24 protein-coding genes and 1 pseudogene are annotated in these 26,297 nt (G+C 62.2%); 18 read left to right on the forward strand and 7 right to left on the reverse strand.

Translation table 11 applies throughout. The features are described 5' to 3' along the window. Positions 1-120: helix-turn-helix domain-containing protein (locus AC628_RS42400; RefSeq protein WP_143201354.1), on the reverse strand; the 120-nt coding region annotated here is incomplete at its 3' end. A gap of 476 nt (positions 121-596) precedes the next feature. Here AC628_RS42400 and AC628_RS00525 point away from each other — a divergent pair. The 3 genes and pseudogenes from AC628_RS00525 to rlxS all read left to right on the forward strand — a co-directional run bounded on the left by AC628_RS00525 (position 597) and on the right by rlxS (position 4,999). Beyond that, the gene (locus AC628_RS00525) at positions 597-908 is read left to right on the forward strand and encodes a DUF736 domain-containing protein (protein WP_074124770.1); all 312 of its coding nucleotides are present in this window, start codon (positions 597-599) and stop codon (positions 906-908) included. Between the two features lie 479 nt (positions 909-1,387). Then, a pseudogene (locus tag AC628_RS00530) lies at positions 1,388-2,451 on the forward strand (IS110 family RNA-guided transposase). A gap of 577 nt (positions 2,452-3,028) precedes the next feature. After that, on the forward strand, positions 3,029-4,999 hold the full coding sequence (gene rlxS, locus AC628_RS00535; protein WP_074124771.1) for a relaxase/mobilization nuclease RlxS: 1,971 nt from the start codon (positions 3,029-3,031) through the stop codon (positions 4,997-4,999). A 13-nt stretch (positions 5,000-5,012) separates the two neighbouring features. Here the strand turns inward: rlxS and AC628_RS00540 are convergent, their stop codons facing one another. Together AC628_RS00540 and AC628_RS00545 are read right to left on the reverse strand one after the other, a co-directional pair. Beyond that, positions 5,013-5,603, reverse strand: coding sequence for an RES family NAD+ phosphorylase (locus AC628_RS00540; RefSeq protein ID WP_074124772.1), 591 nt, complete (start codon positions 5,601-5,603; stop codon positions 5,013-5,015). After that, positions 5,600-6,265: a hypothetical protein gene (locus AC628_RS00545; protein WP_074124816.1), complete on the reverse strand. Its 666-nt coding sequence runs from the start codon at positions 6,263-6,265 to the stop codon at positions 5,600-5,602. The genes AC628_RS00540 and AC628_RS00545 overlap by 4 nt, the downstream gene beginning before the upstream one ends. Positions 6,266-6,812: 547 nt before the next feature. On the opposite strand from AC628_RS00545, the gene AC628_RS00550 reads away from it, so the two are divergent. From AC628_RS00550 to AC628_RS00605, 12 genes are all read left to right on the forward strand, one after another. Continuing rightward, complete coding sequence (locus AC628_RS00550) at positions 6,813-8,840, forward strand: conjugal transfer protein TraG (RefSeq protein WP_074124773.1); 2,028 nt, start codon at positions 6,813-6,815, stop codon at positions 8,838-8,840. Positions 8,841-8,887: 47 nt separating this feature from the next. Beyond that, positions 8,888-9,406: a hypothetical protein gene (locus tag AC628_RS00555; protein WP_074124774.1), complete on the forward strand. Its 519-nt coding sequence runs from the start codon at positions 8,888-8,890 to the stop codon at positions 9,404-9,406. Then, the gene (gene trbB, locus AC628_RS00560; protein ID WP_074124775.1) at positions 9,399-10,382 is read left to right on the forward strand and encodes a P-type conjugative transfer ATPase TrbB; all 984 of its coding nucleotides are present in this window, start codon (positions 9,399-9,401) and stop codon (positions 10,380-10,382) included. The genes AC628_RS00555 and trbB overlap by 8 nt, the downstream gene beginning before the upstream one ends. 109 nt (positions 10,383-10,491) lie before the next feature. Then, positions 10,492-10,761, forward strand: coding sequence for a TrbC/VirB2 family type IV secretion system protein (locus AC628_RS00565; RefSeq protein WP_050421231.1), 270 nt, complete (start codon positions 10,492-10,494; stop codon positions 10,759-10,761). Next, on the forward strand, positions 10,761-11,018 hold the full coding sequence (locus tag AC628_RS00570) for a VirB3 family type IV secretion system protein (protein ID WP_074124776.1): 258 nt from the start codon (positions 10,761-10,763) through the stop codon (positions 11,016-11,018). The genes AC628_RS00565 and AC628_RS00570 overlap by 1 nt, the downstream gene beginning before the upstream one ends. Continuing rightward, complete coding sequence (gene trbE / locus AC628_RS00575) at positions 11,012-13,597, forward strand: conjugal transfer protein TrbE (protein WP_074124777.1); 2,586 nt, start codon at positions 11,012-11,014, stop codon at positions 13,595-13,597. Before AC628_RS00570 ends, trbE begins: the two co-directional genes overlap by 7 nt. A 27-nt stretch (positions 13,598-13,624) precedes the next feature. Continuing rightward, complete coding sequence (gene trbJ, locus AC628_RS00580; RefSeq protein WP_083632505.1) at positions 13,625-14,377, forward strand: P-type conjugative transfer protein TrbJ; 753 nt, start codon at positions 13,625-13,627, stop codon at positions 14,375-14,377. A gap of 11 nt (positions 14,378-14,388) precedes the next feature. Next, on the forward strand, positions 14,389-15,540 hold the full coding sequence (trbL, locus tag AC628_RS00585) for a P-type conjugative transfer protein TrbL (protein WP_074124778.1): 1,152 nt from the start codon (positions 14,389-14,391) through the stop codon (positions 15,538-15,540). 3 nt (positions 15,541-15,543) lie between these two features. Next, positions 15,544-16,248 carry a conjugal transfer protein TrbF gene (trbF, locus tag AC628_RS00590; protein WP_050421235.1) on the forward strand — a complete coding sequence of 235 codons (705 nt, stop codon included), beginning with the start codon at positions 15,544-15,546 and terminating at the stop codon, positions 16,246-16,248. Then, on the forward strand, positions 16,245-17,273 hold the full coding sequence (trbG, locus tag AC628_RS00595; RefSeq protein WP_074124779.1) for a P-type conjugative transfer protein TrbG: 1,029 nt from the start codon (positions 16,245-16,247) through the stop codon (positions 17,271-17,273). Before trbF ends, trbG begins: the two co-directional genes overlap by 4 nt. 83 nt (positions 17,274-17,356) lie before the next feature. After that, on the forward strand, positions 17,357-18,547 hold the full coding sequence (locus AC628_RS00600; RefSeq protein WP_245320961.1) for a TraB/TrbI/VirB10 family type IV secretion system protein: 1,191 nt from the start codon (positions 17,357-17,359) through the stop codon (positions 18,545-18,547). Positions 18,548-18,550: 3 nt separating this feature from the next. Then, positions 18,551-18,778 carry a DUF2274 domain-containing protein gene (locus tag AC628_RS00605; RefSeq protein WP_050421238.1) on the forward strand — a complete coding sequence of 76 codons (228 nt, stop codon included), beginning with the start codon at positions 18,551-18,553 and terminating at the stop codon, positions 18,776-18,778. Positions 18,779-18,998: 220 nt separating this feature from the next. Here AC628_RS00605 and AC628_RS00610 read toward each other — a convergent pair whose 3' ends face one another. From AC628_RS00610 to AC628_RS00620, 3 genes are read right to left on the reverse strand one after another with little or no spacing between them, the layout of a single operon-like run. Further along, a complete protein-coding gene (locus AC628_RS00610) occupies positions 18,999-20,012 on the reverse strand; it encodes an SIS domain-containing protein (RefSeq protein WP_074124781.1) in 1,014 nt (337 codons plus the stop codon). Then, positions 20,009-20,953 (reverse strand): N-acetylmuramic acid 6-phosphate etherase, encoded by a 945-nt coding sequence (locus AC628_RS00615; RefSeq protein ID WP_074124782.1) that lies wholly within the window; start codon positions 20,951-20,953, stop codon positions 20,009-20,011. Before AC628_RS00615 ends, AC628_RS00610 begins: the two co-directional genes overlap by 4 nt. 16 nt (positions 20,954-20,969) lie before the next feature. Next, a complete protein-coding gene (locus AC628_RS00620; protein WP_074124783.1) occupies positions 20,970-21,893 on the reverse strand; it encodes a glucosamine kinase nucleotide-binding domain-containing protein in 924 nt (307 codons plus the stop codon). Between the two features lie 114 nt (positions 21,894-22,007). Between AC628_RS00620 and nagA the strand changes: the two genes are divergently transcribed. Together nagA and AC628_RS00630 are read left to right on the forward strand one after the other, a co-directional pair. Beyond that, on the forward strand, positions 22,008-23,192 hold the full coding sequence (gene nagA / locus AC628_RS00625) for an N-acetylglucosamine-6-phosphate deacetylase (RefSeq protein WP_074124784.1): 1,185 nt from the start codon (positions 22,008-22,010) through the stop codon (positions 23,190-23,192). Further along, positions 23,193-24,395 carry an aspartate kinase gene (locus tag AC628_RS00630; protein WP_074124785.1) on the forward strand — a complete coding sequence of 401 codons (1,203 nt, stop codon included), beginning with the start codon at positions 23,193-23,195 and terminating at the stop codon, positions 24,393-24,395. 776 nt (positions 24,396-25,171) lie between these two features. Here the strand turns inward: AC628_RS00630 and AC628_RS00640 are convergent. Further along, positions 25,172-25,468: a hypothetical protein gene (locus AC628_RS00640; protein WP_143201355.1), complete on the reverse strand. Its 297-nt coding sequence runs from the start codon at positions 25,466-25,468 to the stop codon at positions 25,172-25,174. On the opposite strand from AC628_RS00640, the gene AC628_RS00645 reads away from it, so the two are divergent. Continuing rightward, complete coding sequence (locus AC628_RS00645; protein ID WP_028337125.1) at positions 25,453-26,277, forward strand: helix-turn-helix domain-containing protein; 825 nt, start codon at positions 25,453-25,455, stop codon at positions 26,275-26,277. The two genes, AC628_RS00640 and AC628_RS00645, sit on opposite strands and share 16 nt — an antisense overlap. The last annotated feature ends 20 nt before the right edge of the window (positions 26,278-26,297 follow it).

Raw genomic sequence — 26,297 nt, forward strand, 5'->3', positions numbered from 1 at the left:
CCTCAGCACCTTCCGGACCGTGTTCCGCGACACCTTCAGATCACGTGCGATCTCCTTGATCGTCTTGCCCTTGATGAAGTGCTCGCGCCGGATCCGGGCAATCGTCTCCACGATCAGCATCCCCCACCACCTGCTTCGTTCCAAAGCAGGCGGCGCAACAGACCAATCTGTAGGGGGTCAATTTTGGACGCCGATCCCCCGGCTTAGGGGGTCAATATTGCAGGCCGAATGACACCATTGATGTGCAGGCGTCGGCTTTTCCGATCGATCCTGCCGTTTTCCGATGCTGCGGTGGGCGCCGGCAGCCATGGTAATCCCCGTCAGTTCGGGCATGGGCTCGCGTCCAACGCACCCTCGAATGGGCTGATCAGGCCCGAGGGACGGCAAGGGCCTCGATCGCCTTCCCGCAACAGCTCACGCCTGCTTTTTCCCCCTGCCGCCTGGCGGCGTCCTTCCTCGCGCAAGACAAAAAAGCAGGCTTTCGCCGTCCTCCGCTGGCGCTGCGGGCCTTAAGGCTGCGGGCCGATCGCTCCCCGGGCCAAGGACAGCCATCGAGGCTGCGATGGACGCAGCCCGAGCAACAGAGGAAGATTACCATGGCTACCATCGGCACCTTCACCGCTTCGGACAACGGCTACACCGGCTCGATCAAGACGCTGACGCTCAACATCAAGGCCAAGTTCATGGCGTCCGAGAAGGACAACGACAAGGCTCCCGACTACCGCATTTTCGCCGGCGCAACCGAGTTCGGCGCCGCCTGGAAGAAGACCGTTCGCGACAGCGACCGCGAATATCTCTCGGTCAAGCTCGACGATCCGAGCTTCCCGGCTCCGATCTACGCCTCGCTGGTCAAGGTCGAAGGCGACGAGGATTTCACCCTGATCTGGTCGCGCCGCAGCGGCGACTGATCGCACCGGATCATCAGCCCCGCCTCCTCGGAGGCGGGGCTTTTGCGTTTGATGCGGGGGATATTTCCGCCGAGAGGCGAGCTCCGCGGCCGGCGAAAGGACGACAAGCTAGGGGGATTTTGCACGGCGTGCCCGCGGATCTCTTGAGATTTCGCGTCGCGTTGCGTTCGGATTGTCGATCGCCGAACCCAGTGTTGAGCCCGTTGCCGCGATCGGCCGCAACGTGATCGGCACTGGTTGCAGGGCCGGGGTCATTGCCCATCAATTTGGTGAATCCAACGTCGCGGGTGGTTTGTATTTCAGGCGCATGGCAATTTGGGCAAAGCAAAAGCCACCAGCGGCGATGACGAAGCAGGGTGGGACGCATGGCTCTTCAAATCGGGCTTCGAGATACCGGTGCACGGGGATAACGCGATCGTGGCCGAATCCGGAGCCTGGTGCGACGACTTGGAGCGTCGTTGCCACAAGGGAGAGCTCCGATGAAACTCTATGTTGGATTGGACGTCGGCCTTGAAGAAACCAGCGTTTGCATCGTTGATAGCGAGGGTCTCACGGTCCGCGAAGTCAAGGTCAGCACCGAGCCAGAGGCGATCCGCTCCGCGTTGGAGGGCTACGCGGATCGCCTCGATAGGGTGGGGGTTGAGGCGTCATCGCTAGGTATCTGGCTGTATCGCGAACTACAGGCAGCCGGCCTTCCAATCATTGTCGTGGAAGCGCGCCATATGCGCGTTTCGCTATCGACGATGCGCAACAAAACTGACCGAAATGATGCGCGCGGCATCGCGCAGATGATGCGGCTGGGCTGGTACCGCGCCGTCCATGTCAAGAATATCGACATGCAAAAAATGCGCACGTTGTTGACCAACCGGAAGCTGCTCAAGCGCAAATTGGTCGACCTCGAGAACCATGTTCGCGGGGCACTGCGGGCCTATGGATTGCTCGTCGGAGCGGTCGCCCGGGGGCTTACGAAGCTCGGATCCGCGAGCTAATCGAGCACTGCGACCCGGTCTTTGCGATGTCCATCGAGGTCATGCTGGACGTGCGCCGCGCGCTTCTCGAGGGCTACGAACGGCTGCATCGCGTGCTGCTGCAGGTGGTCCAGCATGATCCCGTTTGCCGCCGTCTGATGACGGTTCCGGGCGTCGGTCCGGTCGTCGCCTTGTCCTTCAAAGTTGGCGTTGATGACCCTCATCGCTTTGCCCGATCACGCACGGTGGGCGCCCATTTTGGCCTGACGCCGAAGCGCCACCAATCTGGAACATCGATTGATTTTGAGGGCCATATCAGCAAACAAGGCGATATCTCCGTGCGAGAGGCGCTCTGCGAGGCGGCTGCCAGCCTGCTGCTCCGGGTCAGAAAATGGTCGGCACTGCGGGCATGGGGCCTGCGGATCGCCAGGCGATCGAGCATGCTGTGCGCGATTGCCGCGGTGGCGCGGAAACTCGCATGCATTCTGCATCGGATGTGGGTCAGCGAGACCGATTTCCACGTCGGATTCGGTGCCAAGATCACGCAACGGCTGCGCTTAAAGCCTGCGCAATAGCCTCCGCGCCGGCGAGCCAGGAAGGCGCTGGGGACACGCCCCAGCATTGTTGAGGAGGAACGAAACTAGAGATCCGCGCGCGCGGTGAGCGTCCCCTGGCGGGGCCGCGAAACGGGGAATGTCCGCTATCTCTTGCCTGCTGCCGCCCTTCGGGGACGAGAGCGCAAAACTGCTTGGACAGCCCTGTTTACGAACCTGGTGAAGAGCATGCGATGGCCCAAGTGCTGAACGCGAAGGAACGCATGGACCCCGCCTGGTGAATGCCACTGCAACGCGGTGTGGTGACGTTTGTGCGTCGTAGATGGAGGGAAGCAGCGATGCTTATTCTGCGAGGAGTCGAAGAAAAGCGTAGGAATGAGTTGACTTTGAACGCCCGATTAGGAACGCAAGATAAAAGCACTGGCGTCGTACGGCGGTTAAGTCGTTGTCTGCACATCCAGGAGTTGGCGATACGGCGCGACGCGATGTCGCCAATGGCGCTTCAAGGCGGTGCAAGTGCTCACCGTTCGCGTCTGCGACTTGGCGATCGCCCACCGGCTTCACATATCCGCGGTCTTCTCAGCCGGGAGCACGCGACATGCATGGTGTCGATGACGACGAGGTCAAACCGAAACTAGGCCGGATCGGGAACCGCAAGGCCAGAAAGCCGACCGGATATCTCCGACGTGTTCGCCAGGCCGCAGAACGCGCCGGTCCAAGAGTCGATCGCGGGTCGAATTTCTCAGGCGGCCGTATCGGCCGCGGTTACGCGCAAGGTGCGGTGCTTGCCGGGCGAGGCCGGAGCAAGGGGTGGCGCCGGGTCGTGATCAAGGCACGGATCGTGCGCATCAAGGCCGGCGATACCGGCGCCGTCCGGGCGCATCTGCGTTACGTGCAACGCGACGGCGTGACGCGAGAAGGTGAGCCCGGAGAACTTTACGACGCGGGGAACGACCAGGCCGACGGCAAGGCGTTTACTGAACGCAGCGCTGGCGACCGCCATCAGTTTCGCTTCATCGTGGCACCGGAGGATAGCGTCGAGCTTTCCGATCTGAAGCCCTTCATCCGTGATCTGATGCGGCAGATGGAGAGTGACCTCGGCTCAAGGCTCGACTGGGTCGCGGCGGATCACTTCAATACGGGGCATCCGCATAGCCATGTCGTGCTGCGCGGCAGGGATGATGCGGGGCACGACCTCGTCATCGCACGGGACTACATTGCCCACGGCCTTAGGGCGCGCGCCGCGGACCTTGTCACCCGTGAGCTCGGTCCCGAAACCGAGATCGAGGCCGCACGCAAGCTTCAACGGGAGGTAACGGCCGAGCGGTTCACGCGGCTTGACCGGGGTATCCTGCGTGACGCCCAGAATGGCGTTATCGAGCTCGTTGCACAGGCCGCGCGCGATCCGGTCTGGCACACGATGCGGATGGGCCGGCTACGGACTCTCGAGCGGATGGGATTGGCGGAAGAAGACAAGCCCGGACGCTGGCGCCTTGACGCCGAGCTCGAACCGAAGCTCAGGCGCATGGGCGAGCGTGGCGACATCATCAAGACCATGCATCGCGAGCTGACTGCGGCGGGAATCTCGCGGGCGTCAGGCAGCTATGCGATCTTCGATCCACAGCGTGACAGTGAGCGCCTGATCGGACGGGTCGTCGGCGAAGGGTTTGCGGATGAGCTGACGGAGCGCCGCTATGTGGTGGTCGATGGGGTCGACGGGCGGACACACTATGCCGAGGTCGGCGTTCTCGGGGCTAACGAAGAGCTGCCCGCGCGGAGCACGATTTTGGAGCTTAGGCCGCGCTCCGCGGAGGCTCGCCAGATCGACCGGACCATCGCTGAGGTGGCCGCTTCCAATGACGGTCTTTACAGTGAGCGCCTGCACCGGGAGTTCGATCGCCAGGCATCGGGTGAATATATCGGAACCCACGTCCGGCGACTGGAGGCAATGCGTCGGCTAGGGATGGTGAGCCGCCTTGCCGATGACGGCTGGAAGGTCGGCGAGGACTATCTCGATCGGGCGTTTCGGTATGAAGAGCTCCAGCGCGCGCGCAATCCATTCCGCGTCGCGGTGCTGTCATGGCAAAGGCTCGAAGAGCTGCCGCACGCGGTCGGTGCGACCTGGCTCGATCGAAAGCTCCTCGGAAAGGAAACGGGTGGGCTCGCGTCAACCGGCTTCGGAGCGGAGGTCGAGACGGCATTGCGGGCGAGACGGCGATGGCTGATCGAACAGGGGCTCGCACGAGAGGAAGGAGGACAGATGCGTTTTGCGCGGAATATGCTGCGCGCCCTTGAAGAGCGCGAGCTGGCGGGAACTGCGGCGGGCATTTCGGCTCGCACCGGGCTCGAGTATCGCAACGTCAGGGCAGGCGACAACCTCAGCGGCGTCTACAAGCGGATGCTGACGCTCAATAGCGGGCGATACGCCCTGATCGAGCAGTCGCGCGAATTTGTCCTGGTGCCCTGGCGGCCAGTTCTGGAACGCGTACGCGGACAATTCGTCAGCGGCAGTGTTGGCGGAGCTGGCATTTCCTGGTCGATCGGAATAAAGCGGGGCATCGGCCGCTAGCTCGAGCCTCCCGTCAGCCCGGTGCAAGTCCGACCCTGTATCGCTGCGCAAGCCGCCAGAACCAGTCCTGATCGAGGTTGGTCTGTCGATCGATTTCTCTGACCGAGCTGCGTACGCGATCAAACAACGCATAGCAAAGGCCTTCGTCGTCGTGGCGGGCGTAGTAGGCGATGCCGTCGGGACTGAGCGGATGATCGAAAAGCGCCTTCGACCAGGCCTGCGGCGCGTCGTAGGGCAATCCGCCATGGACCACCTCGGCGGTCGCGCCGAGAATAGCGAGTGAGGGACCGGCCAGTCTGATCAGCGCCAGATCTTCCGTAATCTCGAGACGCGCGTAGGCTTTGCGACGGAGCAGGCCGGTATCGAGCAGGGTCCGTCCCGGCACGCGGAGGAACGTCTCTGCGAATGCGCCAAAAGGCTCCCGAGCTGCGTAAAGAACGCCGTAGCTCCCGTCGGGAGCGTTCAGCCGGCCAAGACGCGAGGTGTCGAAAAAGATCGGGTCGTACTCGGCGGTGTAGAACCGATGAACGACTGTACCTCGCCGTAGCCGGACCTGGCGGGGACGGCGGCGATCGAGATCGCCGGGCGGCAGTGGAGCGGTCACGCGCCTTGCTGAGCCATTCGCCGGGCGGCCTCGACCACAAGTTCAACCTTGCCTTTCCGGAGCAGGTCGATCGGCTTGCGGCCGCCCAGCCGATCGTCTGGCTGAGTCAGGAAATTCAGAACGGTCCAGGGGTTGCTGGTTGGCAGGGCGTCCTGAACCGACTTGAGGCCCTCGACGACGGTGCCGTCGACGTTGAACTGGAAGGTCGGAAAGCTCCGGTGGTTACTGGGACCGGGAACGGCAAGGAGGCTGCCTTCCTGCACGCGCTTGTCGACAGCCTGCCGGGAGATTCCCCGCAGGAGCGTTCTGACCTGCTCCAGATCATACGCGCCGCCAGATCGCCGAAGATCCTCCTGCGCAATACGGACGCCTTCAAGAACGGCGAGCGCGCGAGCATCGGGCGTGAACGCGTCCTTGTTGACGACAGAAGCTTTCTTTGCGGCTTCGGAGAAGAAGCGGAACGCCTGACCCGTCAATTGCTTGTTTCGCTCACGCACCTTCTGCAGCGCGGTCGCGCTTTTGGAGACAATCGCGACCTGCGCATCCGCGGGAAGCGCCAAGCTCTTCAAAGCGGCGGGCTTCTGCTTAAGTACCATCATCACGCCGTTCTCGTGGACGGGCTGATCCTCGGTACCGGAGGGCTTTGACTGTGCCTTGGACATGAGCTGAACTCCGCCCTGAATATCGGGCGCGTGTGCAACTTTGTCAACTTTGACAAAGTTCAATTTAGGTATTATAGTAGTGTTAATTGGCTCGTGATGTATTTCCGGCGGCATTTCCCGCAAATCATGCGGAGCATAGGGCCGCCAATCTCCGCACGCGCCCGCGTTGCAAGATCGATGGCGAGTTGGGCAATCCGTCGCGCAGCGCTTTGGTCGGCGCGCACTTTTTAGGCCGCCAGTCGATGCGACCATCGATGTGAAGGCGTGAGCGGCCTCGTTCGATTCGTTTCGTCACCTCGGGGCAGGGGCCGTACGACGAGCTATCCGGGGCGAGGCCGGACCGGTGATCAAGTTTGATCGTGCCGTTCACCTTCAATTGAGGCGCTTCCTCAACCACGCTGAGACTGCCGCAGCAACGATTTCACTTCGATAGATATGATCGAGCCGGATCTCGTTGCCGGCGGCGATTTTTATTCAGGTTGAATGCGAGCCGCCATCCCGCTTTTCATCTCGACGCGCTCGTTGCGAGCGTTGAGCGGGGCGGAAAATGTTTCCGGCAAAAATCTACGTCGGCCAGATCGTTGTTGTCTTCGGCATCGTCGTCGCATCGACATGGGGAGCGACGCAATGGACGGCGGCAGCGCTCGGATGTCAGCCGCGGCTTGGTGCACCGTGGTTCGCCATTGGCGGCTATCCGGTCTATCTGCCCTGGCGATTGTTCGAATGGTGGTTCGCCTATGAGGCCTACGCACCCAAGATATTTGAGGAGGGCGGGGCCATCGCGGCGGCGGGCGGCATTGCGGGCGCGATGTTTGCAATCGTCAATTCGGTGTGGCGGGCACGGCAAAACCAGCTGGTCACGACCTACGGCTCCGCCCGCTGGGCAATTGCGAAGGAGATCCGCGCTGCCGGTCTGTTCGCAGGCAAGGGTGTGTTCCTTGGACGATTTGAAGATCGCTATCTGCGTCACGACGGACCCGAGCACGTCATGTGCTTCGCACCGACACGGTCGGGCAAGGGCGTGGGGCTCGTGCTTCCGACGTTGTTGTCCTGGACTTCATCGGCGGTCGTGCACGACATCAAGGGCGAAAACTGGGAGCTGACGTCCGGCTGGCGCTCGACCTTCTCGCATTGCCTGCTGTTCAATCCGACCGATCCAGCAAGCGCACGCTACAATCCGTTGCTCGAGGTCCGCAAGGGAGCGGCCGAAGTCCGCGATGTCCAGAACATTGCCGACATCCTGGTCGACCCGGAAGGGGCACTGGAGCGCCGAAGCCACTGGGAGAAGACCAGCCACTCCCTGCTGGTGGGCGTTATCCTCCATGTTCTCTATGCGGAGCAACAGAAGACGCTGACGCGCGTCACCGAGATCCTCGCTGATCCAGCGCAGTCCTTCGAGAAAACCCTGCGGATCATGCTGGCCACCAACCATCTCGGAACCGAGGCTGCCCCCAAGGTACATCCCGTCGTCGCGGCAACCGCGCGGGAGCTCCTCAACAAATCTGAAAACGAGCGTTCCGGTGTGCTGTCGACCGCCGTGAGTTTCCTTGGCCTCTATCGCGATCCGGTTGTGAGCCGCAATACCGAGAGCTGCGATTGGCGCATCGCCGACCTCGTCACGGCGGATAAGCCGGTCACGCTGTATCTAGTCGTGCCGCCGTCAGATATCAGCCGCACCAAGCCGCTGATCCGGCTGATCCTCAATCAGATCGGCCGCCGGTTGACCGAGTCCTTGAACATCAAGGCAGGCGAGGCGAAGCATCGCCAACTTCTCCTGATGTTGGATGAGTTTCCGGCTCTCGGGAGGCTCGACTTCTTCGAAAGCGCACTCGCCTTCATGGCTGGCTACGGCATCCGCGCCTATCTCATCGCTCAATCGCTGAACCAGATTGCAAAGGCCTATGGCGAGAACAATGCGATCCTGGACAATTGCCACGTCCGCATCGCCTTTGCGGCCAATGACGAGCGTACCGCCAAGCGCATTTCGGATGCACTCGGCACCGCGACCGAACTGCGGGCTCAAAGGAACTATGCCGGTCACCGGCTCGCGCCCTGGCTTGGCCATGTCATGGTGAGCCGCCAGGAAACCGCGCGGCCGCTGCTCACTTCGGGCGAGGTGATGCAGTTGCCACAAGACCAGGCCATCGTGCTCGTCTCGGGGCTGGCGCCGGTTCGGGCCCGCAAGCTCAGGCACTATGAGGATGCAAATTTTGTAATGCGCTTGCATCCGTCGCCGCGCTGCGATGCCGGCGGTTATCGCGACCGCCTGGCAGCACGCGCCAGCGACTGGGATCGCCAGATCCGGGCCGTCGATCTTCGATTGGCAACGCTTCCGTACCGCGACCTCATGCAGGCGGCTGCGGAGGAGGGCGGGCTGAAGCAGCAGTTGCCGCTGTTTGAGGAAGCCGATCCCCGAGCCGAGGCGGTGCGATTTGCCGAGGAGCGGTTGCTCGATGACGAGGCAGACGTCGGCGCAGATCGCAACCAGATGCAACGCCTGGCGAACGCCTCCAGCACCGTCCGTAGCGCTCACGCAGTCACGCGCGATGACGACGATCTTCTTCCTGCATTCTGAGGGCCCTTCCTATGAAACCAAAACTATCTGCCTATGTCTCCGATAGCGTGGCGCAGCGGCTCGAACTGGCTGCCAGGCGACCCGGCACCAACAAGTCGGCCATCGTCGACGCCGCCCTCGATCGCTTCCTCAATCCGGAACGGGACGCAAGCGGTGACGCAGCGCTCCTGCGCAGGCTAGACCGCATGAACCGGCAGCTTGATCGCGCGGAGCGTGATCTCTCGATCATGGCGGAAACTATCGCGCTCTTCGTTCGCTACTACCTGACGATCACGCCGCCGTTGCCCACCGGAGACCAGGACGCGGCACGTGCGCTGGGGCGTGAGCGCTTCGAGATGTTCGTGGCGCAGGTCGGCAAGCGCATCGCCTCCGGCGGCCGGCTGGTTGCGGACGTCATGGAACAGGTCTCGACGTCAAATCCGGATCTGTTCATGCGGCATATTGAGGAAGGCGCGCCGCTCGGCGGCGGCAACGCACAGACAGCGACAGAATCCCGCCCGCACCATGGGGCGGGTCAGCAGCCGGGGCCGTCTCCGGCGGGGCGAGAGGAGGTCGGTCATGTCTGATCTTCTCTCGCCCGAAACCCGCGAGCGCCGCCGTGGCATGTTGCGGACCGCGTTGGGGCCGGCGATCGCGCTGGCCCTGGAGGAGGCCGAGGTTGTCGAGGTGATCGTCAACCCAGACGGCAGGCTTTGGCTTGAGCGGCACCGGTCAGGACGTGCCGATACCGGCGTCATTCTGACGCCGCAGGAGTCGGAGCGGATCATCCGTCTGGTCGCGAGCCATGTCCGAGCTGAGGCAAGTGCATCCTACCCGATCATCTCGGCTGAGCTTCCCGAAACCGGCGAGCGGTTCGAAGGCGTCCTGCCGCCGGTCTCGCTCGCGCCGTGCTTTGCCATCCGCAAGCCTGCAACGACGACGTTTCTCCTGTCCGACTACGTAAGGGCGCAGATCGCCACGCCTTTGATGGCCAAGGTGCTGGCGGCCGCGGTTGCCGAAGGCCGCAGCATCCTGGTTGCGGGCGGCACCGGATCCGGCAAGACCACACTTGCCAATGCGCTCCTGGCGGAGATTGCGCGCCTCGATGAGCGCATCGTCATCATCGAGGACACGCGCGAGCTGCGCTGCGCGGCCAAGGATGTCGTGACGCTCCGCACCAAGCCTGGCGTCGCGAGCCTTGCAGATCTCGTGCGCTCCACACTTCGCCTTCGTCCTGATCGCATCATCGTGGGCGAGGTCAGGGGCGCCGAGGCCCTCGACATGCTGAAGGCCTGGAATACGGGCCATCCGGGTGGGATCGCCACCGTTCACGCCAACTCGGCGCGTGCTGCGCTCTATCGCATCGAGCAGTTGATCCAGGAAGCGGTCGCCACTGTGCCGCGCCGGCTCATCGCCGAGGCGATCGACCTCGTCGTCTTCATCAGGGGGCGGGGTCCCGCGCGCCGGATCGAGGCGATCGCCGAACTCAAGGGGCTCGATCCTTCCGGCGATTATCTCCTGGAGACGCCGCCTGGCCTGCCAAATGCTTCCCATCGTCCCTGATCCGCACAGAGAGTACGACATGCCTTGTTTGTTTCGTTCAACGGCGCGCTTCTGCTGTCGTCGCGCTTGCAAGCACTTCCTCATCGAGCTTGGAGCAGGCGTCGCCTACATGGTTCTCACCGCTCCGGCCGTCCACGCGGCAGGCTCAGGCATGCCGTGGGAGGCGCCGCTCGAGCGCATCCTGGAGTCGGTGCAGGGACCGGTCGCGAAGATCGTCGCCGTCATCATCATCACGGTGACCGGCATTTCGCTTGCCTTCGGCGATACCTCGGGTGGCTTCCGTAAGATGGTCCAGGTCGTCTTTGGCCTCTCCGTCGCGTTCGCGGCGAGCTCCTTCTTCCTGTCGTTCTTCTCGTTCGGCGGCGGAGCGCTGATCTGATGCGTCCCGATGGCTTCGAACTCGTGCTCCACCGCTCGTTGACCGAGCCCATTCTGATCGGCGGTGCACCACGCTCTGCGGCCATCCTGATCGGCACCCTGTCGGCCGTGCTGGCGCTTGGCCTGCGGCTCTGGCTCGCGGGCCTCGTGCTCTGGATCGTCGGGCACACCATCGCGGTTTGGCTTGCGAGGCACGATCCCGCCTTTGTCGAGGTCGCAATCCGTCACACCAAGCATAAGGGCTCGCTCGCATGCTGAACTTGAAAGAATTCCGCGGCAATGCGTACCGGCTGGCGGACTGGCTGCCTTGGGTCTGCCTGATCGCTCCAGGTGTCATCCTGAACAAGGATGGCAGCTTCCAGCGGACGATCCGCTACCGCGGACCAGACCTCGACAGCGCGACCGAGACCGAACTCATGAGCGTCGCGTCACGCGTCAACAACGTTCTGAAGCGTTTCGGCTCCGGCTGGGCACTGTTCTTTGACGCCACGCGCATCCCAGCCTCGGAATATCCGCGCTCCGAGTTTCCGGATGCGGTATCCTGGCTGGTTGACGAGGAGCGCCGCGCCGCGTTTGCGGATGCGGCCGGGGCGACATGGGAGGATCCGTCACGCCCCGGCGGGCAGCACTTTGAGAGCGTGCTGCACCTGACCTTGATGTACTTACCGCCGGCCGAGAGGGTCTCGCGCCTCGAGAGCTTGTTCCTCGAACGTCCAAGGCAGAAGGATCTGCGAGCCGGAAGGAACCGGTCTGCTCGTCGCGGTCCTCCGCTCAGCGACGCTGAGCGAGGGAAAGAACCGGCAGAAGCCAACATCCGTGACACCCAGATCGAGGGCCAGAATGCAGAGCGGAGCGAGCATGGCTATCGCGATCACCTCCAGCGGTTCGTCCAGGAAACCGACCGGGCGATCGATCTACTATCGTCGGTCCTACCGGAGATCTGGCCCCTCAACGACACGGAGACGCTCACCTATCTTCATAGCTGTATCTCGACCAAGCGTCATCAGGTCAGCGTCCCCGAGATTCCAGCCTATCTCGATTGCTTTCTGAGCGATGAGCCGCTGACCGGCGGATTGTCGCCGGCAATTGGGCGGAGCCATCTTCGCGTGCTGACCGTCCTTGGGTTCCCGCACATCACCTTTCCCGGGTTGCTCGACGAACTGAACCGGCTTGGTGTTGCCTATCGCTGGGCAACGCGATTTCTGCCGCTCGACCGCATCCAGGCCAATGCCACTCTGTCGCGTTATCGGCGGCAATGGTTTGCAAAGCGGAAGTCGCTCGCAGCGATCCTGAAAGAGGTCATGTTCAACGAGCAAGCGGCGCTGCTCGACACCGATGCCGGCAACAAGGCGCTCGACGCGGACGCCGCGTTATCCGAGCTCGGCGACGACCTGGTTTCCTTCGGCTACATCACGACGACGGTCACCGTGTGTGACGAGGACTCGCACCAGGCGGACGAAAAGATCCGTGCGGTCGAACGAGCGATCAACAGCCGCGGATTCACGACCATCCGGGAGAGCGTCAATGCGGTCGAGGGCTGGCTCGGCGGTCTGCCGGGACAAGCCTATGCCAACATCCGCCAACCCATCGTGCATACCCTGAACCTCGCCCATATGTGCCCACTGTCGGCGGTATGGGCCGGACCCGAACGGTGCGAGCACCTGGATGGACCGCCGCTTCTGATCGCCAAGACAAAAGGGGCAACTCCGTTCCGGCTTTCGCTCTACGCCGGCGATGTTGGGCATTCGATCGTCGTCGGGCCAACTGGCGCCGGCAAGTCTGTGTTGCTCTCGATGCTGGCCTTGCAGTTTCGGCGCTACCCGAATGCCCAGTTGATTACCTTTGACAAGGGTCGCTCCGCGCGTGCCACGACGCTTGCCCTCTCGGGCGCATGGTACGAGCTCGGGGCCAAAGGGGGGATCGCGTTTCAGCCCCTGAAGGAAGTTGCCGAGGAGGGGGCGCGGCTTTGGGCGCTTGATTGGCTCTGCGGTGTGCTCGCCCATGAGCGGGTGACTGTGACGCCGGAGGTCAAGGAAACCATCTGGTCGGCGCTCAAGAGCCTCGGTACTGCACCCGTATCCCAACGCACGATGACCGGGCTCGTCGCCTTGCTCGCGCGGGATGCCCTGCGTCAGGCGCTCCAGCCTTATACGCTTGAGGGACCTTACGGCCGCTTCCTCGATGCGGATGCCGATCGTCTGTCGAGCGCCGATGTCTTGACCTTCGAGATGGAAGAGCTGATGGCGCTGCCAGGCCTGGTCGCGCCCGTGCTCACTTATCTCTTGCGCGCCCTGGAGGCTCGTTTCGACGGGCGGCCGACCCTGCTGGTGCTCGACGAAGCCTGGGTTTTCCTTGATGATCCGTTGTTCTCGAACCGGATTCGCGAATGGCTGAAGACACTGCGCAAGAAGAACGTGGCGGTGATCTTTGCCACGCAGTCGCTTGCCGATATCGCGGACAGCGAAATCGCGCCCGCGATCATCGAGTCCTGCCCGAGCAGGATCTTCCTGCCCAACCCGCGTGCCCTTGAGCCGACCCAGACCGAGACCTATCGACGCTTCGGTCTGAACGACACGCAGGTACGCTTGATCGCGGAAGCCTCTCCCAAGCGTGACTACTATCTGCAGTCCCGCGCCGGCAACCGCATGTTCGAGCTTGGCCTTGGACCAGTCGCGCTTGCCTTCGTCGGAGCGTCCTCGCCAGAGGATCAGCGCGCCATTGACGTGGTTCTCAGCCGCACCGGGCCTCGCCATTTCGGCGAACGCTACCTCAACGAACGCGGCCTGCATTGGGCCGCCAACCTGATCAGCACTTTCGAACAAGCCCACAAGATCTGACCTCAACACAAATCCCTGGAGTCTTCCATGCTCGAACGTCTCGGCCGCATGTTCACGGGTACAACCTCAAGAATTATAATAACAACAATGCTATCTTTCGTCATCGCCGTGAACGGGTCGCGGCGGCTCGGGGCGTTCGATATCGTCTTCGATCCTACGAACTACGGCCAGAATCTCCTGACCGCCGCGCGAGCGCTTGAGCAGATCAATAATCAGGTGCGGAGCCTGGAAAACCAGGCGCAGTCGCTTCTCAATCAAGCAAGGCACCTCGCAAGTCTCCCCACCAGCGTCGTCGGTCAGCTGACATCAACCATCAATCAAATGAACGGCCTGATCAGTCAGGCAAAGAACATCTCGTTTGATGTTCGGACAACGCAGCAGGACTTTCAGCGGCTCTATCCGCGGCAATACGCGGCAGCGATCTCGTCCGACAAGATGGTTCAGGACGCAACAGCACGTTGGGACAACAGCTACGATGGACTGAAGCAGTCGCTCACCGTTCAATCGGCCATTGTCGGCAGCTTGGATCAGGACGGCCAGACCCTGCGGACGCTGATGGCCAGGTCGTCCACTGCCGTAGGCTCCCTGCAGGCTCAGCAGTCGGGCAATGAGCTTCTCGCTTTGCAGATCAAACAGTCGCTGCAGGCTCAGGCTTTGATGGCAACGCAGGCTCGCGCAGAGACGTTGCGGGCCGCCGAGCAGCAAGCGTCGGCCGCTGCCGCAAAGGAGCGGTTCATCCGCTTCATTGGCGACGGCCATGCCTACGCTGGCGGCAGGTAGGCGAGGGGCCCATGGCTGATCTTTCCGTCATTGACCGCTTTACTGAGACCTTCTCCCGCTACATAGACTCCGGCTTTGGCCTCCTGTCGGGCGAAGTCTCTTTCCTCAGTTCGACCCTGATCGGCATCGACTTGACGCTTGCGGGGCTCGCCTGGAGCATGCGCGGCGACGACCATATCCTGGTCACGCTGGCCAAGAAGGTGCTCTATGTCGGTGCTTTTGCGTTTATCATCGGCAACTTCAAGAGCCTTGCCGATATCGTCTTTGCGTCGTTCTCCGGCATCGGACTGAAGGCCTCCGGCGGGAGCTTAAGCGCTTCCGACCTGGCGCGGCCGGGCTTTGTCGCGGCTGCCGGATTCGCGGCGGCACATCCGCTGCTGGAGGAGACCAGCCAGTTCTCGGGCTTCGACGTCCTGACTAACCTGCCAACCATCCTGATCCTGCTGTTCTGCTGGATCCTGATCGTGCTCGCGTTCTTCATCCTCTCGGTGCAGCTGTTTGTCACGCTGATCGAGTTCAAGCTGACGACACTCGCAAGCTTCATCCTGGTGCCGTTCGCGTTGTGGGGGAAGACTGCATTCCTGGCGGAAAAGACCCTCGGCAACGTCGTTGCGTCGGGGGTGAAGGTGATGGTTCTCGCGATCATCATCGGCATCGGCTCGACCATCTTCGGTCAGCTCGCGGGAACGTTGACCCGGCCGATCGACATTGCCTCAGCCATGAGCCTGTTGCTAGCGGCGCTCTCGCTGTTCGGCCTCGGCATCTTTGGTCCCGGGATCGCAGCGGGCCTGGTCTCAGGCGCCCCTCAACTGGGAGCCGGAGCGGCAGCCGGGACGGTGGCGGGTGCAGCAGCGGTCGCGATCGGCGGCGGAGCGGCGGCCGTCGGCGGTCTGCGCGCAGCGGCAGGCGGTTCAATGGCTGCCGTTCGATCCGCGGCATCGCTCACGGGCGCATCTTCGGCCGCGGGCGCGCCAGCGCGGGCTTTCGCCATCGATCAGGTCTCCAGCGGTAGTGCTGGAGGTACTGCCCCTGCTGGGGCGGGTCGCGCAACGGCCTCGTCGGCACGGGGACACGCGCGGGAAGCGGCACAAGTCGCCGCTCATACCCTGAAGGAAGGTGACAAAGGCGGACATTCGTCGGGCCCGAAGCTGGAAGGAGAATAGGGGATGGCATCTCACCCGTTTCAGCGCGTGTCGGTTCGGTATGGCGAGACGCCAGAGCCGGTCACTCCCTACCAGAAGGCAGCCCAGGTCTGGGACGAGCGGTTGGGCTCCGCGCGTGTTCAGGCGAGCAACTGGCGCCTCGCTGCGCTGGCAGCCATCGGCCTGTCCGGTGTGCTTGGATTGACGATCTTTACCCAGATCGCTCGCTCGGGTGTCGTTCCCTACGTGGTCGAGGTCGATCGGCTCGGTGAAGTCCGAGCCGTCGGGCCGGCGATCGAAGCCTACCAGCCGTCAGACGCGCAGATAGCGCACTTTCTTGCGCGCTTCATCGAGAACGTGCGCTCGCTTTCGATCGATCCGGTCATTGTCCGGGCAAACTGGCTGCGTGCCTACGACTTCGTCACCGATCGCGGCGCACAGGCGTTGAACGACTACGCTCGGGAAACCGATCCGTTCACCAAGATCGGGTCCAAGACCGTGACCGCAGAAGTCACCTCAGTGGTGCGCGCGTCCGGCGACAGCTTCGAGGTCCGCTGGAAGGAAAACGCCTACGAGAACGGCGCGATCGCAAAGACCGAACGTTTCACGGGTCTTGTCACCACGGTTCTCAAGCCGCCCGCAGATGCCGAAACGCTGCGCAAAAACCCTCTCGGACTCTACGTCCATTCGCTCAACTGGTCGCGCGACCTTATTGGAGACGCCAAATGAACACCGTTGCTTTTAGTAAGCTCGCGTCGACTGGCGTCCTGGCCTTGTCGCTTGTGCTCAGTGGCTGCGCCACCAAGCTCAACCTTGAAGCGCCCTATGATGAGATGACCTTTGAGAAGGCGCTCCCGGAGACCGACCCGCCGGCGCCGGTACAAGTGGTCGAGACACCGAAGGTCTTGCCTTTGCCGGGTCAATTGAAGCCCGTTCCGGCAAAGGGCGGTAAGGAGGAAAAGCTCCCGCCGGAACAGGCGATCGCCAAGGCCAACAAGGCGGCGAGGATGGAGCCAACACGTGCCGGATATATCAACGCCATTCAGGTCTACCCCTGGACGGAAGGCGCACTCTACCGGCTCTATGCAAGCCCGGAAAAAGTCTCGACCATCGGGCTTCAACCAGGCGAAGAACTGGTGGATGTCTCCACCGGCGATACGGTGCGCTGGGTGGTGGGCGATACTTCGAGCGGACAGGGCAACTCCCGTCGGGTGCACATCCTGGTCAAGCCGACGCTGGCGGATATCCAGACGAACCTCGTCGTGCTGACGGACCGGCGGGCCTATCACCTCGAGCTCGTCTCGACCAAGCAGACCTATATGGCGTCGATCTCCTGGACTTATCCGACAGACACGCTTGTAGCGCTCCACAAGCAGAACGTCGCCGCCCAGGAAAGCGAGCAGCGGATCGCCGATCGCGGGGTACGTCTCGACAACCTGAATTTCCGGTATCGCATCGAAGGAGACGATCCACCCTGGCGGCCGGTGCGTGCATTCGACGACGGTCGCAAGGTCTATATCCAGATGCCGTCTGGTCTCTCACAAGGGGAGGCGCCACCCTTATTCGTTGCCGGCGCCGATGGCCGGCCGAACCTCGTCAACTACCGGGTTCGAGGTTCCTACTACATCGTCGACCGGATGTTTGGTGTCGCTGAGCTCCGCCTTGGTGAAGATCCTCAGCGCATTGTCCGGATCATTCGTATTGACGCGCGTCCCGTATCGCAGAGCTTCAGCAGCACGGGGAATGCATCATGACGACGGGGTTCGACCGGGATCCTGAGCCGCTTGAACTACGAGCACGTCCGCGGCCAGTTCGGCGCCTCAATAGGCGCGCCCTCATGACCGGCTGCGCGATCGCCGCGTTGTTGATTGCCGGAGCGACACTCGTGGCGCTCCGACCGCAGTCCTTCAAGCAGTCGGTGCGGACGGAGCTCTTTAATACTGACCGCAAGCAGACCGCCGAGGGGTTGAGCAGGCTGCCAAAGTCCTACGAGGAACTGTCGCCATCGATCCCGCGGCTTGGACCGCCGTCGCCGGGGGACGTCGGGCGGGCTTTCGTCGAAAACGAGAAGAAGGCCGGTGTGGCATCGGATACGGGCTTCCGGACCAACCCGGAAGAAGACGCCGAACGGGCCGAGCGGATCCGGCAGACCCGGATCGCCCAGCAGGCAAAGGAGTCAGGATTGTTCTTCCGCCTGTCGGAGAAGCAGGACAGGCGAAGGCAGGCAAGCATGACCGAAGTGGCAGCTGCCGCCCCATCTGCGTTCCGGCCATCAACCACCGATACGGGACCATCAGCCGCCGAACTCGCCAAGACAGCACAGGCGATGGTCGATCGATCCAGTGAGATCGTTCCCTCGTCGCAAGCACGGAAGCTCGCCTTTGTGGGAACGAAGGCCGACACGGAGACCACCAATCCGCATACGCTGAAACCGGCACCATCGACCCATGCAGTCATGGCCGGGTCGATCATTCCGGCTAGCCTCGTTACCGGGCTCAATTCGGATCTGCCTGGCGCAACCATCGGCCAGGTTACAGAGAACGTCTTTGATACTGTGACTGGTGAACATCTCCTTATCCCGCAAGGGACGCGGCTTGTGGGCAAGTACGACAGCGTTGTCGCCTTTGGCCAGAAGCGGGCGCTGGTCGTGTGGACACGGCTCATTTTGCCGAACGGCAACTCCATAGTGATCGAGAACCTTCCAGCCACGGATGTCGCAGGCTATGCCGGGCTCGAGGACGAGGTGGACTTCCATACCTGGCAATTGCTCAAGGGCGTGGCCTTGGCGACGTTGATCGGGGTGGGGACCCAGCTATCGATCGGCAATGACGAGAGCGATCTCGTGAAGGCGCTAAGGGAGAGTACGCAGCAAACGACCCATCGTGCCGGGCAGCGCCTCGTGGAGCGCGAGCTCGATGTGCAGCCGACGATCACGGTGCGGCCTGGATGGCCGCTGCGCGTGATTGTCTCGAAGGATCTGGTGTTGAAGCCTTACCAGGATGTTCAATCCGCCGCGAAGAGCAAATGACGCATGAAGCTTGCGAAGCTGCCTGATCGGACGCCGGTGAAGATGAGTGTTGTGTTGGCGCCAAGCCTTGCCAAGCGGCTGCGCGAATACGCCGACTTTTATGCGGAGACTTACGGTAGCCGGGAGGAGGTCATGGAGTTGATTCCGTTTATGCTTGAGGCATTTCTCGATGGAGACGCGGAATTTCGCAAGGCCAAAAGGACAGCAACTTTAGATGTCGCTTCGTCCTAGATATCCGAGATGGACGCGACTGACCGGCTGCATTAACGTGCGCTTGGCCATATCCGGTCTCTGGTGTTGACGCACAGCCGTTGTCGAGAATTGGCGGCTTCCGCCCGGCAACGCCCTTTCGCCGCAGCATAAAGAGTTATGTCGACCGGAGAGAGGCGCTTGTGAGACCGATGCGGCAGTGCTCCAGATTTTGAGTCTCCGGCCAACGATTAGTCCGCTATTAAAACGTCTCGGTAATCTTGCGCAAGCGAGGGGGACGATCCGGATCAAATCCGCAGGCACGCGCCGTCTGCTCTATCATCCGATAGGCCGGAACGAGCATGGTGATCGGGTCGGTGGCGGGATCATCCTCGGTCAGCCAGGCCAGCGAGCCATGCGGTCCGCCGCAGAGATGCAGCGCAAACTTTTGCTCACGCAACTCGTTTACCAGTGCGTCCACCGTGGCCGCCGTTTCATCCATGAGGCGCATCATGACAACCGGCGTACGCGACGATAGCGCGGCGCGTGGCCCATGCTGCAGCTCGGCGGCGCTCAGACCTATGGAGGGCAGGCGCAGGATTTCCGAAAGTTTGAGCGCGATCTCCCTCGCCGAGCCCAGGGCCAGACCCCGGGCCGCCACAAAAACGGCTGACGCCTTGGTGAGACCATCGGCAATCTCGGACCAATCGAGCGCCAGCGCTCGGTCCAGCCGCTCGGGCAGCCTATCGAGGGCTGACCGCAGCGCTCGATCTCCGGCGAGCTCGGCAACAAGTCCGACACAGGCCGCCATCGAGCCGATCACGGTCTTTGTCGCCGCCACCGAGTGCTCCTCGCCAGCTTCGATCGGAATGACGAACTCCGCTTCGTCAGCCACCGGCGACGACGCCGCATTGACGATGGCGATGGTCCGTGCGCCCGAGACGCGCGCCGACTTCGTCGCCGCGACAAGATCCGGGCTGCGTCCCGATTGCGAGATCACAATGAACAGGGCATCGCGGAGCATTAAGGGCGTGCGAAATGCTGTGATCACCGAAGGAGCGCTGGCTGAAACGGGAAGGCGAAGCCGCGTCTCGACAAGGTATCTCAAGAAAACCCCGGCATACCCTGAGCTTCCCCGGCCACACACGACACACAGGGGAACGGCGCCAATTCTAATTCGTTGTGCGATGTCGCGCGCGGCGGGGCGGCTGCGAACAATGTTGGCGACAACATTGGCGCTTTCCCCGATTTCGCTCGCCATCGCGGAGGTCGTCATGGCTCAGTCGCTCCGTCTCGCCTGCGCGCCGTCGCTCCCTTTGGATGCCGGTCACCATCCCTGGCGAGTTCGGCAAACACCCGTCGAAGGTTGCCGTCACAGTTCTTCAGAACGGTCTCGGCATCATCCCTGTCGACACCCAACACCAGAAGGACTGCCGTTTTGATGTCTCCCTTGGCCTGCTCGAGCGAGCGTGCCGCGTGCGACGGATCACAGTGCGCGATTTGCGCCACCATGACCTCTGCGCGCCGCTTCAGCTTGGCATTGGTCGGCTGCATATTCACCATCATGCCGCGATACACCCGGCCAAGCCGCAGCATAATCCCTGAGGAGATCAGATTGAGCACGACCTTCTGCGCGGTGCCCGCCTTCATCCGCGTAGAGCCGGCGACCAGCTCGCGGCCGGTCTCGATCAAGATCGGAAACTTTGCCGATGTCAGCAGTGCGGTGCCGGGATTGTTGGCGACGCCAATCGTCACTGCATCGAAAGAGCCTGCTTGCTGCAGCGCCGCGACCGTGAATGGCGTTGTGCCGCTGGCGGCTACTGCGATCACCACGTCGTGCGGCGTGAGTCGCGCGACATCGATCTGCATGACCGCATCATCGACATCGTCCTCCGCGCCCTCGATGCTGGTGACGAACGCGCTATCTCCGCCGGCGACGATGAAGCGAACGCGCTCCTTGGGCCAGGCGAAGGTCGGCATAAGCTCGGCGCCGTCCTGGACCGCCACGCGGCCCGAGGTACCGGCGCCGACATACACAATGCGTCCGCGATCGCCCAGCGCCGCCTTGGCTGCTTCGGTCGCCGCAGTGATTGCGGGAAGGGCATGGCCGATCGCTGCAACGGCTGCAAGCTGGCCCTCCCACATCGCTTCCACCGCGGACATGAGCGGCCATGCATCAAGATCGACAAAGCGGGGATCGACTTCTTCGGTGGCCATATTGATCCATGCGCCCTTAACCGCGGAACTTTGATGCCTGTTCATGGTCAGTGTCTCTCTCGGGCAGATCGAGCCGTCCTCGCGCCACCAGTAACGCACCGGCCGCTGCGTCGGCGTCAGGACGCTTCAGGCGGGCGCGCAGATCAGGTGTCAGCCAGGGCGTAATGGCAGCCGCGAGTCCGCCCACGAGCGCGAGCCGGTCAATTCCTCTCGCCAGGAACAGATCGAGGAGATCGCCAATGGCATCGGCCGCGCGCTCGACAATGCGGCGGCCGACCGGATCGCCCTGATTGGCGTGCCGTATCACGATCGGCGCAAACCCCGCGTAATCTGTTGCTTTGGCTTCTTCAGACCATGCCACTGCCTGATAGGGATCATGATCGAATGCGCCAAGTACCTCTGAAAGCAGTGGGGTCAGCTCGCTGCGGCGATCAGCAGCCCGCAGCGCCAAGCGCACGACCTGCAGACCGATGTCGGCGCCGCTGCCTTCGTCGGAGACAGGAAAGCCGTAACCGGCGAGACGAATTTCGCGGCCGCCGATCACGCCGACACCAACCGAGCCAGTGCCGGCTACCACGATCGCCCCGTCCGCGCCGCTGTGGGCGCCGAGACAGGCGGCCATGCCGTCGCTTATGAAGATAGTGGACGTAAACGGATGGACGATCCTCTTGAGCGCCGCTTCCGCGCCCCGGCGGCCAAGGCCGGCGAGGCCAATTCCGGCGTGGATCCGCGCAAAATCCTCGCGCGCCAAGCCGGCCTGCGCGGCGGCCGCTTCGGTTGCCTCCATGATGGAACGCCAGGCCTTTTCGACACCAATCCGCGTCGTCGCAGGCCCCGAGCTCGCTTCGCCGAGCAGCCTGCCGCTTTCGTCCTCAATCCGGGCGCGGCAGCGAGTTCCGCCCCCGTCAATTCCGAGATACGTGGTACCTTTCGTTCCCATGGAAAGTTAACGCAAGGGCTTCGGTCCGGGTCCCCCAACGCATAGATGGGGGAACATTTTAGGTTACGGCACTCGTCTCACGGGTCTGTGACTGCCACTCTCGGATGAACGCTGATGGGCGACTGCACCTCTTCCGACGTTATTACGATTGCTGCGTCGCAAATCTTTGACGGTATCGCGGTGCACGGGCCGGGGCGGGTCAGGATTTCGAAAGGCAGGATTGAAAGCGTTACCTTTGGAGAGTCGGAGCCGTGCGCGTCAATCCAGCTGCCCCGAGATGCGATCCTTGCGCCTGGATTCCTCGATGTCCAGGTGAACGGAGGAGGGGGAGTTCTTCTCAACGACGAGCCAACTGAGGCTGGTGTTCGTCGCATCGTCGCAGCGCACCGCGGAGCAGGGACTACGGGCTGCTTGCCGACCCTCATCACCGATCGCAGCGAGGTCATCGAGCGCTTGGCTGCAGTAGCTCCGGCGTGCCTCAAGATTCCGGGTGTGCTCGGCTTTCATCTGGAAGGGCCGGCACTCAGCCGGTCACGCATGGGCATCCATCCGGAAGCCGAAATACGCGTGCCCGATCGGCGCGATCTCGCCGCGGTCAAAAGTTTCGGGGGCCACGGCCGCTCTATCGTAACCTTGGCCCCGGAATGCGTGCCCGCATCCATGATCGATGAGCTAATCGGCGCCGGATTGCGTATCGCAGCCGGCCACAGTGACGCCACCGCAGCGGAGGTCCGGCTGGCAGTCGACCGTGGGATCTCGGGGGTGACCCATCTGTTCAACGCCATGTCGCAGTTGAACGCCCGGGAGCCGGGCCTAGTGGGCGTCGCGCTTGAGGACGATCGGCTGTTCGCAGGGATCATCTGCGACGGCATCCACGTTGACCGCGCTGGTTTGCGTGTTGCCTTCCGCTGCAAGGGACGCGATCGCTTGATGCTGGTCACCGATGCGATGCCGTCGGTGGGTACGGACGATCGGCAATTCCTGCTGCAAGGAAAGCGGATTACATTGAACGAAAGTCGCTTGACTGGCCCAGATTGCACGCTCGCGGGCGCTCACCTCACCATGATTGAGGCGGTGCGCAACGCTATTGCGCTTATCGGAGCCTCCCTTATCGACGCCCTCATCATGGCTTCCCGGACGCCCGCGACTTTTCTGGGCCTTGAGGATGAGCTTGGACGGATTGCGCCCGGCTACCGCGCGGACCTTGTCGCGATCAATTCGGCCCTTGAAGTTGTCGGCACTTGGGTAGGCGGTGTCGGTTCGACGAACGAAGCGACCACGGCTTCTCACCGAGGGTAGATGCGCAACCATTCCATTATCGTGCAAAAATATGGCGGTGCCTGCCTTGAAACACCGGCGAAAATTCGCGCGGTTGCGCGCAGTCTTGCCGACCTGCATCGCCGTGGTCATCGTGTCGTGGCGATCGTCTCTGCAATGGGTATGACCACTGATCAATTGATCCAGATGGCTTATCAGGTAAGCTCCACCCCCAATCGCCGTGAACTTGACATGCTGCTGACGACTGGTGAGCGCATCAGTATGTCCCTGATGAGCATGGCGCTTTCTGACCTCGGTGTGCTCGCGATCAGCTTCACCGGTAGTCAGGCCGGTGTGATGACGGACGGTTCCCATTCCTCGGCACGCATCCTGGATGTACGTCCCATTCGGGTGCGTGAGGAACTTGATCGTGGGCGCGTTGTGGTGCTGGCGGGATTTCAGGGCGTGAACGCTGCGACAAGAGAAATCACCACGCTCGGCCGCGGCGGCAGCGACACGACGGCCGTTGCGATGGCAGCGGCGCTGAAAGCCGAGCGCTGTGAAATCATCAAAGAGGTCGACGGCGTTTGCTCGGCCGATCCACGCACCGTGCCGGATGCAAAGCCCTTGCGACGGGTGGATTTCGCATCCCTGTCTGAGATGTGCTTCTGGGGTGCGAAGGTTCTGCATTTTCGCAGCGTAGAGCTGGCACAAAGTCAGGATGTGCCGCTGGTTCTCAAGCGGTGGGGTGGCGTTGAACACGGCACGCAGGTGATGAAGGAGGTTGCAGGGATGGAAAAGGGAAGGGTTCTGGCCGTAAACTCGATGGTTCGCATTGAGCATGTCGAAATAGATTGCAAAGATCTCAATCACGGTTTCCAGAAATTCGCGCAGCATCTCGAGCAAAACAGCCTGTCTTGGCCCCAGGTCCTTGCCTCGGGCTTCGCCGCGGGCAAGACCAGCATGAACGTGGCCTGTGATTCAGAGTGGCTCGACGCGCTGTTGCGAACGATGGAGGGCAGCAAGGAGTTGCGCAAGCATCGCGAGGCGTCAAGCTCGGTGAGCCTCACCTGCTTCGGCGGCGTTTCGTCGGAACTGCCGTTCAGGGCATTGCAGGCTCTCGAACTTCACGGGATTGTACCCGACAAGTATGTATTGTCGCCGCATTCGATCAGTCTGTTTGTTCCTGTGGAGAGCCGGGAGGCAGCGGTTAAGGCATTGCATTCGCTTATCCAGCAGGCATAGTTTCAGGAAGCGGAGGGCATCGCTCCCACTCACGCCTTGATCTCCAATGCGAGACGAACAAGCTGCGTGTGATCAGTGCTTCGCCTTGAGGCTTGCGCACGGCCTGCGACTATGTCGCCCGTAGAATTGCGGCATAGATTTGAGAGTGGCGGAGTGGGGTTCGGCTTTTGTGCGTTGGCTCTCTTCGCCCCCAAGAAGCGCATTAGCGGTTCGCGAGTTGCTTCCTATGAGACTCGATCATCTCCGCGGTAACGTCGCTGGGGTAACAGATCGGTGCCGCGCCGCCTGGCCGAGAATAGGCGCTTCGGGCACCACAGGCCCTTCCATTCCGCATTGTGTCATCCGGACACGCGCAATGTTTGCCCGTCGCGTGATATCGATCTCGACTAGCCTTGATGATGATTGCACCTATGGCTGCCGCTGTTAAAACAACCTCCCCCTTGCGCTTTGTCTCGCGTTGAGGAGTTGGACGCGGCGCCGGCTTCTCAGGTGCCCGCGACTCGATGCTTGAGACTTCCTTTTTTGACTCAGGGCTTCGGAAGACCGGCGCCAACGGTACGCGCTTCGCAATGATCGGTGGCTCCACGAGGGCGATCGGTCCTTGAGCGGCTGAGGTCGAAACTGACTTGCTCGGACTGGCATCCTGATGACCAAGCGAATAGGCAGATACTGCCGTCACGCCGATCAAGAAGAAAACTGCACCTCCGCGCATGGCCGCGTCCGATTAGTAAACTTATGCATAGACGAAACTGCCTTAATGGGCTGCAAGCGCTCCGTTAGGCGCCCGCTGGCCCTTGCGCAATATCGATGACGTGCCGGTCGGCCCCCACAGTGATGACAATCGTATACGTCTTCGCACCACCACCCTGTTCCTGCCAACCAGTCAGCTTGCCACGATTTTTTTGTAGCTGGTCGTTGACTTCGAATTGTTGGTATTTGTGTTGGTATTGGCCAGCGGATCGAAAAATAAACACAGTAAATTCAATTGGGTAGGTACCAATATCCATTACCTCAGGCGTAATGGAACGGGCGAATTCGGCATGGTAGGTTTTGTACCATGAACGCACATGCATCCCTGGCGCGGGCCGAGCCCGCAAAACCTGTCCTGATCGGCGAGCACCTGCGCGAGTGGCGGCAGCGCCGCCATCTCAGCCAGCTCGACCTTGCGGTCGATGCCGAGATCTCGGCGCGGCATCTGAGCTTCGTCGAGACCGGCCGCTCGGCGCCGTCGCGTGACATGGTCCTCAAACTGGCGGAGCGCCTCGACGTGCCCCTACGCGAACGCAACGTGCTGCTGGTCGCCGCGGGTTTCGCACCCGCATTCCCGCAACGCTCGCTGGACGATCCCGCGCTGAGATCGGCGCGCGAGGCGATCAACCTGGTGCTGAAGGCGCATGAGCCCAATCCGGCGCTGGCCTATGACCGGCACTGGAATCTGGTGTCGGCCAATCGCATGGTGGCGCCGCTGCTCGAGGGCGTGCCGCAGCGGCTGCTCGGCCAGCCTTTCAACATCCTGCGGCTGGCGTTCCACCCGGAGGGCCTGGCGCCGCGCACCGTCAACCTGGCCGAATGGGCCGCACATCTTCTCGAGCGTCTGCACCGGCAATGCGAGGCGACCGCGGATCCGGAGCTGCTCAAACTCTACCAGGACCTGAAGTCCTATCCGATCCCGGCGCGCTCGGCGCCGATCACCACCGACAACAATGTCGCGCTGCCCTTCAAGCTCCGCCTCAATGGCGAGATCCTGAGCTTCATCTCGACAACGATGGTGTTCGGTACCCCGGTCGACATCACGCTGCAGGAACTGGCGCTGGAGACCTTCTTTCCGGCCGATGAGCTGACCGCCGAGCGGATGCGGCAGATGGCAGCCAGTATGAAATAGCGGCTTGTCTCGGGGCGCTT

Source organism: Bradyrhizobium sp. NAS96.2 (genome assembly GCF_001908235.1).
Taxonomy (GTDB): Bacteria; Pseudomonadota; Alphaproteobacteria; order Rhizobiales; family Xanthobacteraceae; genus Bradyrhizobium.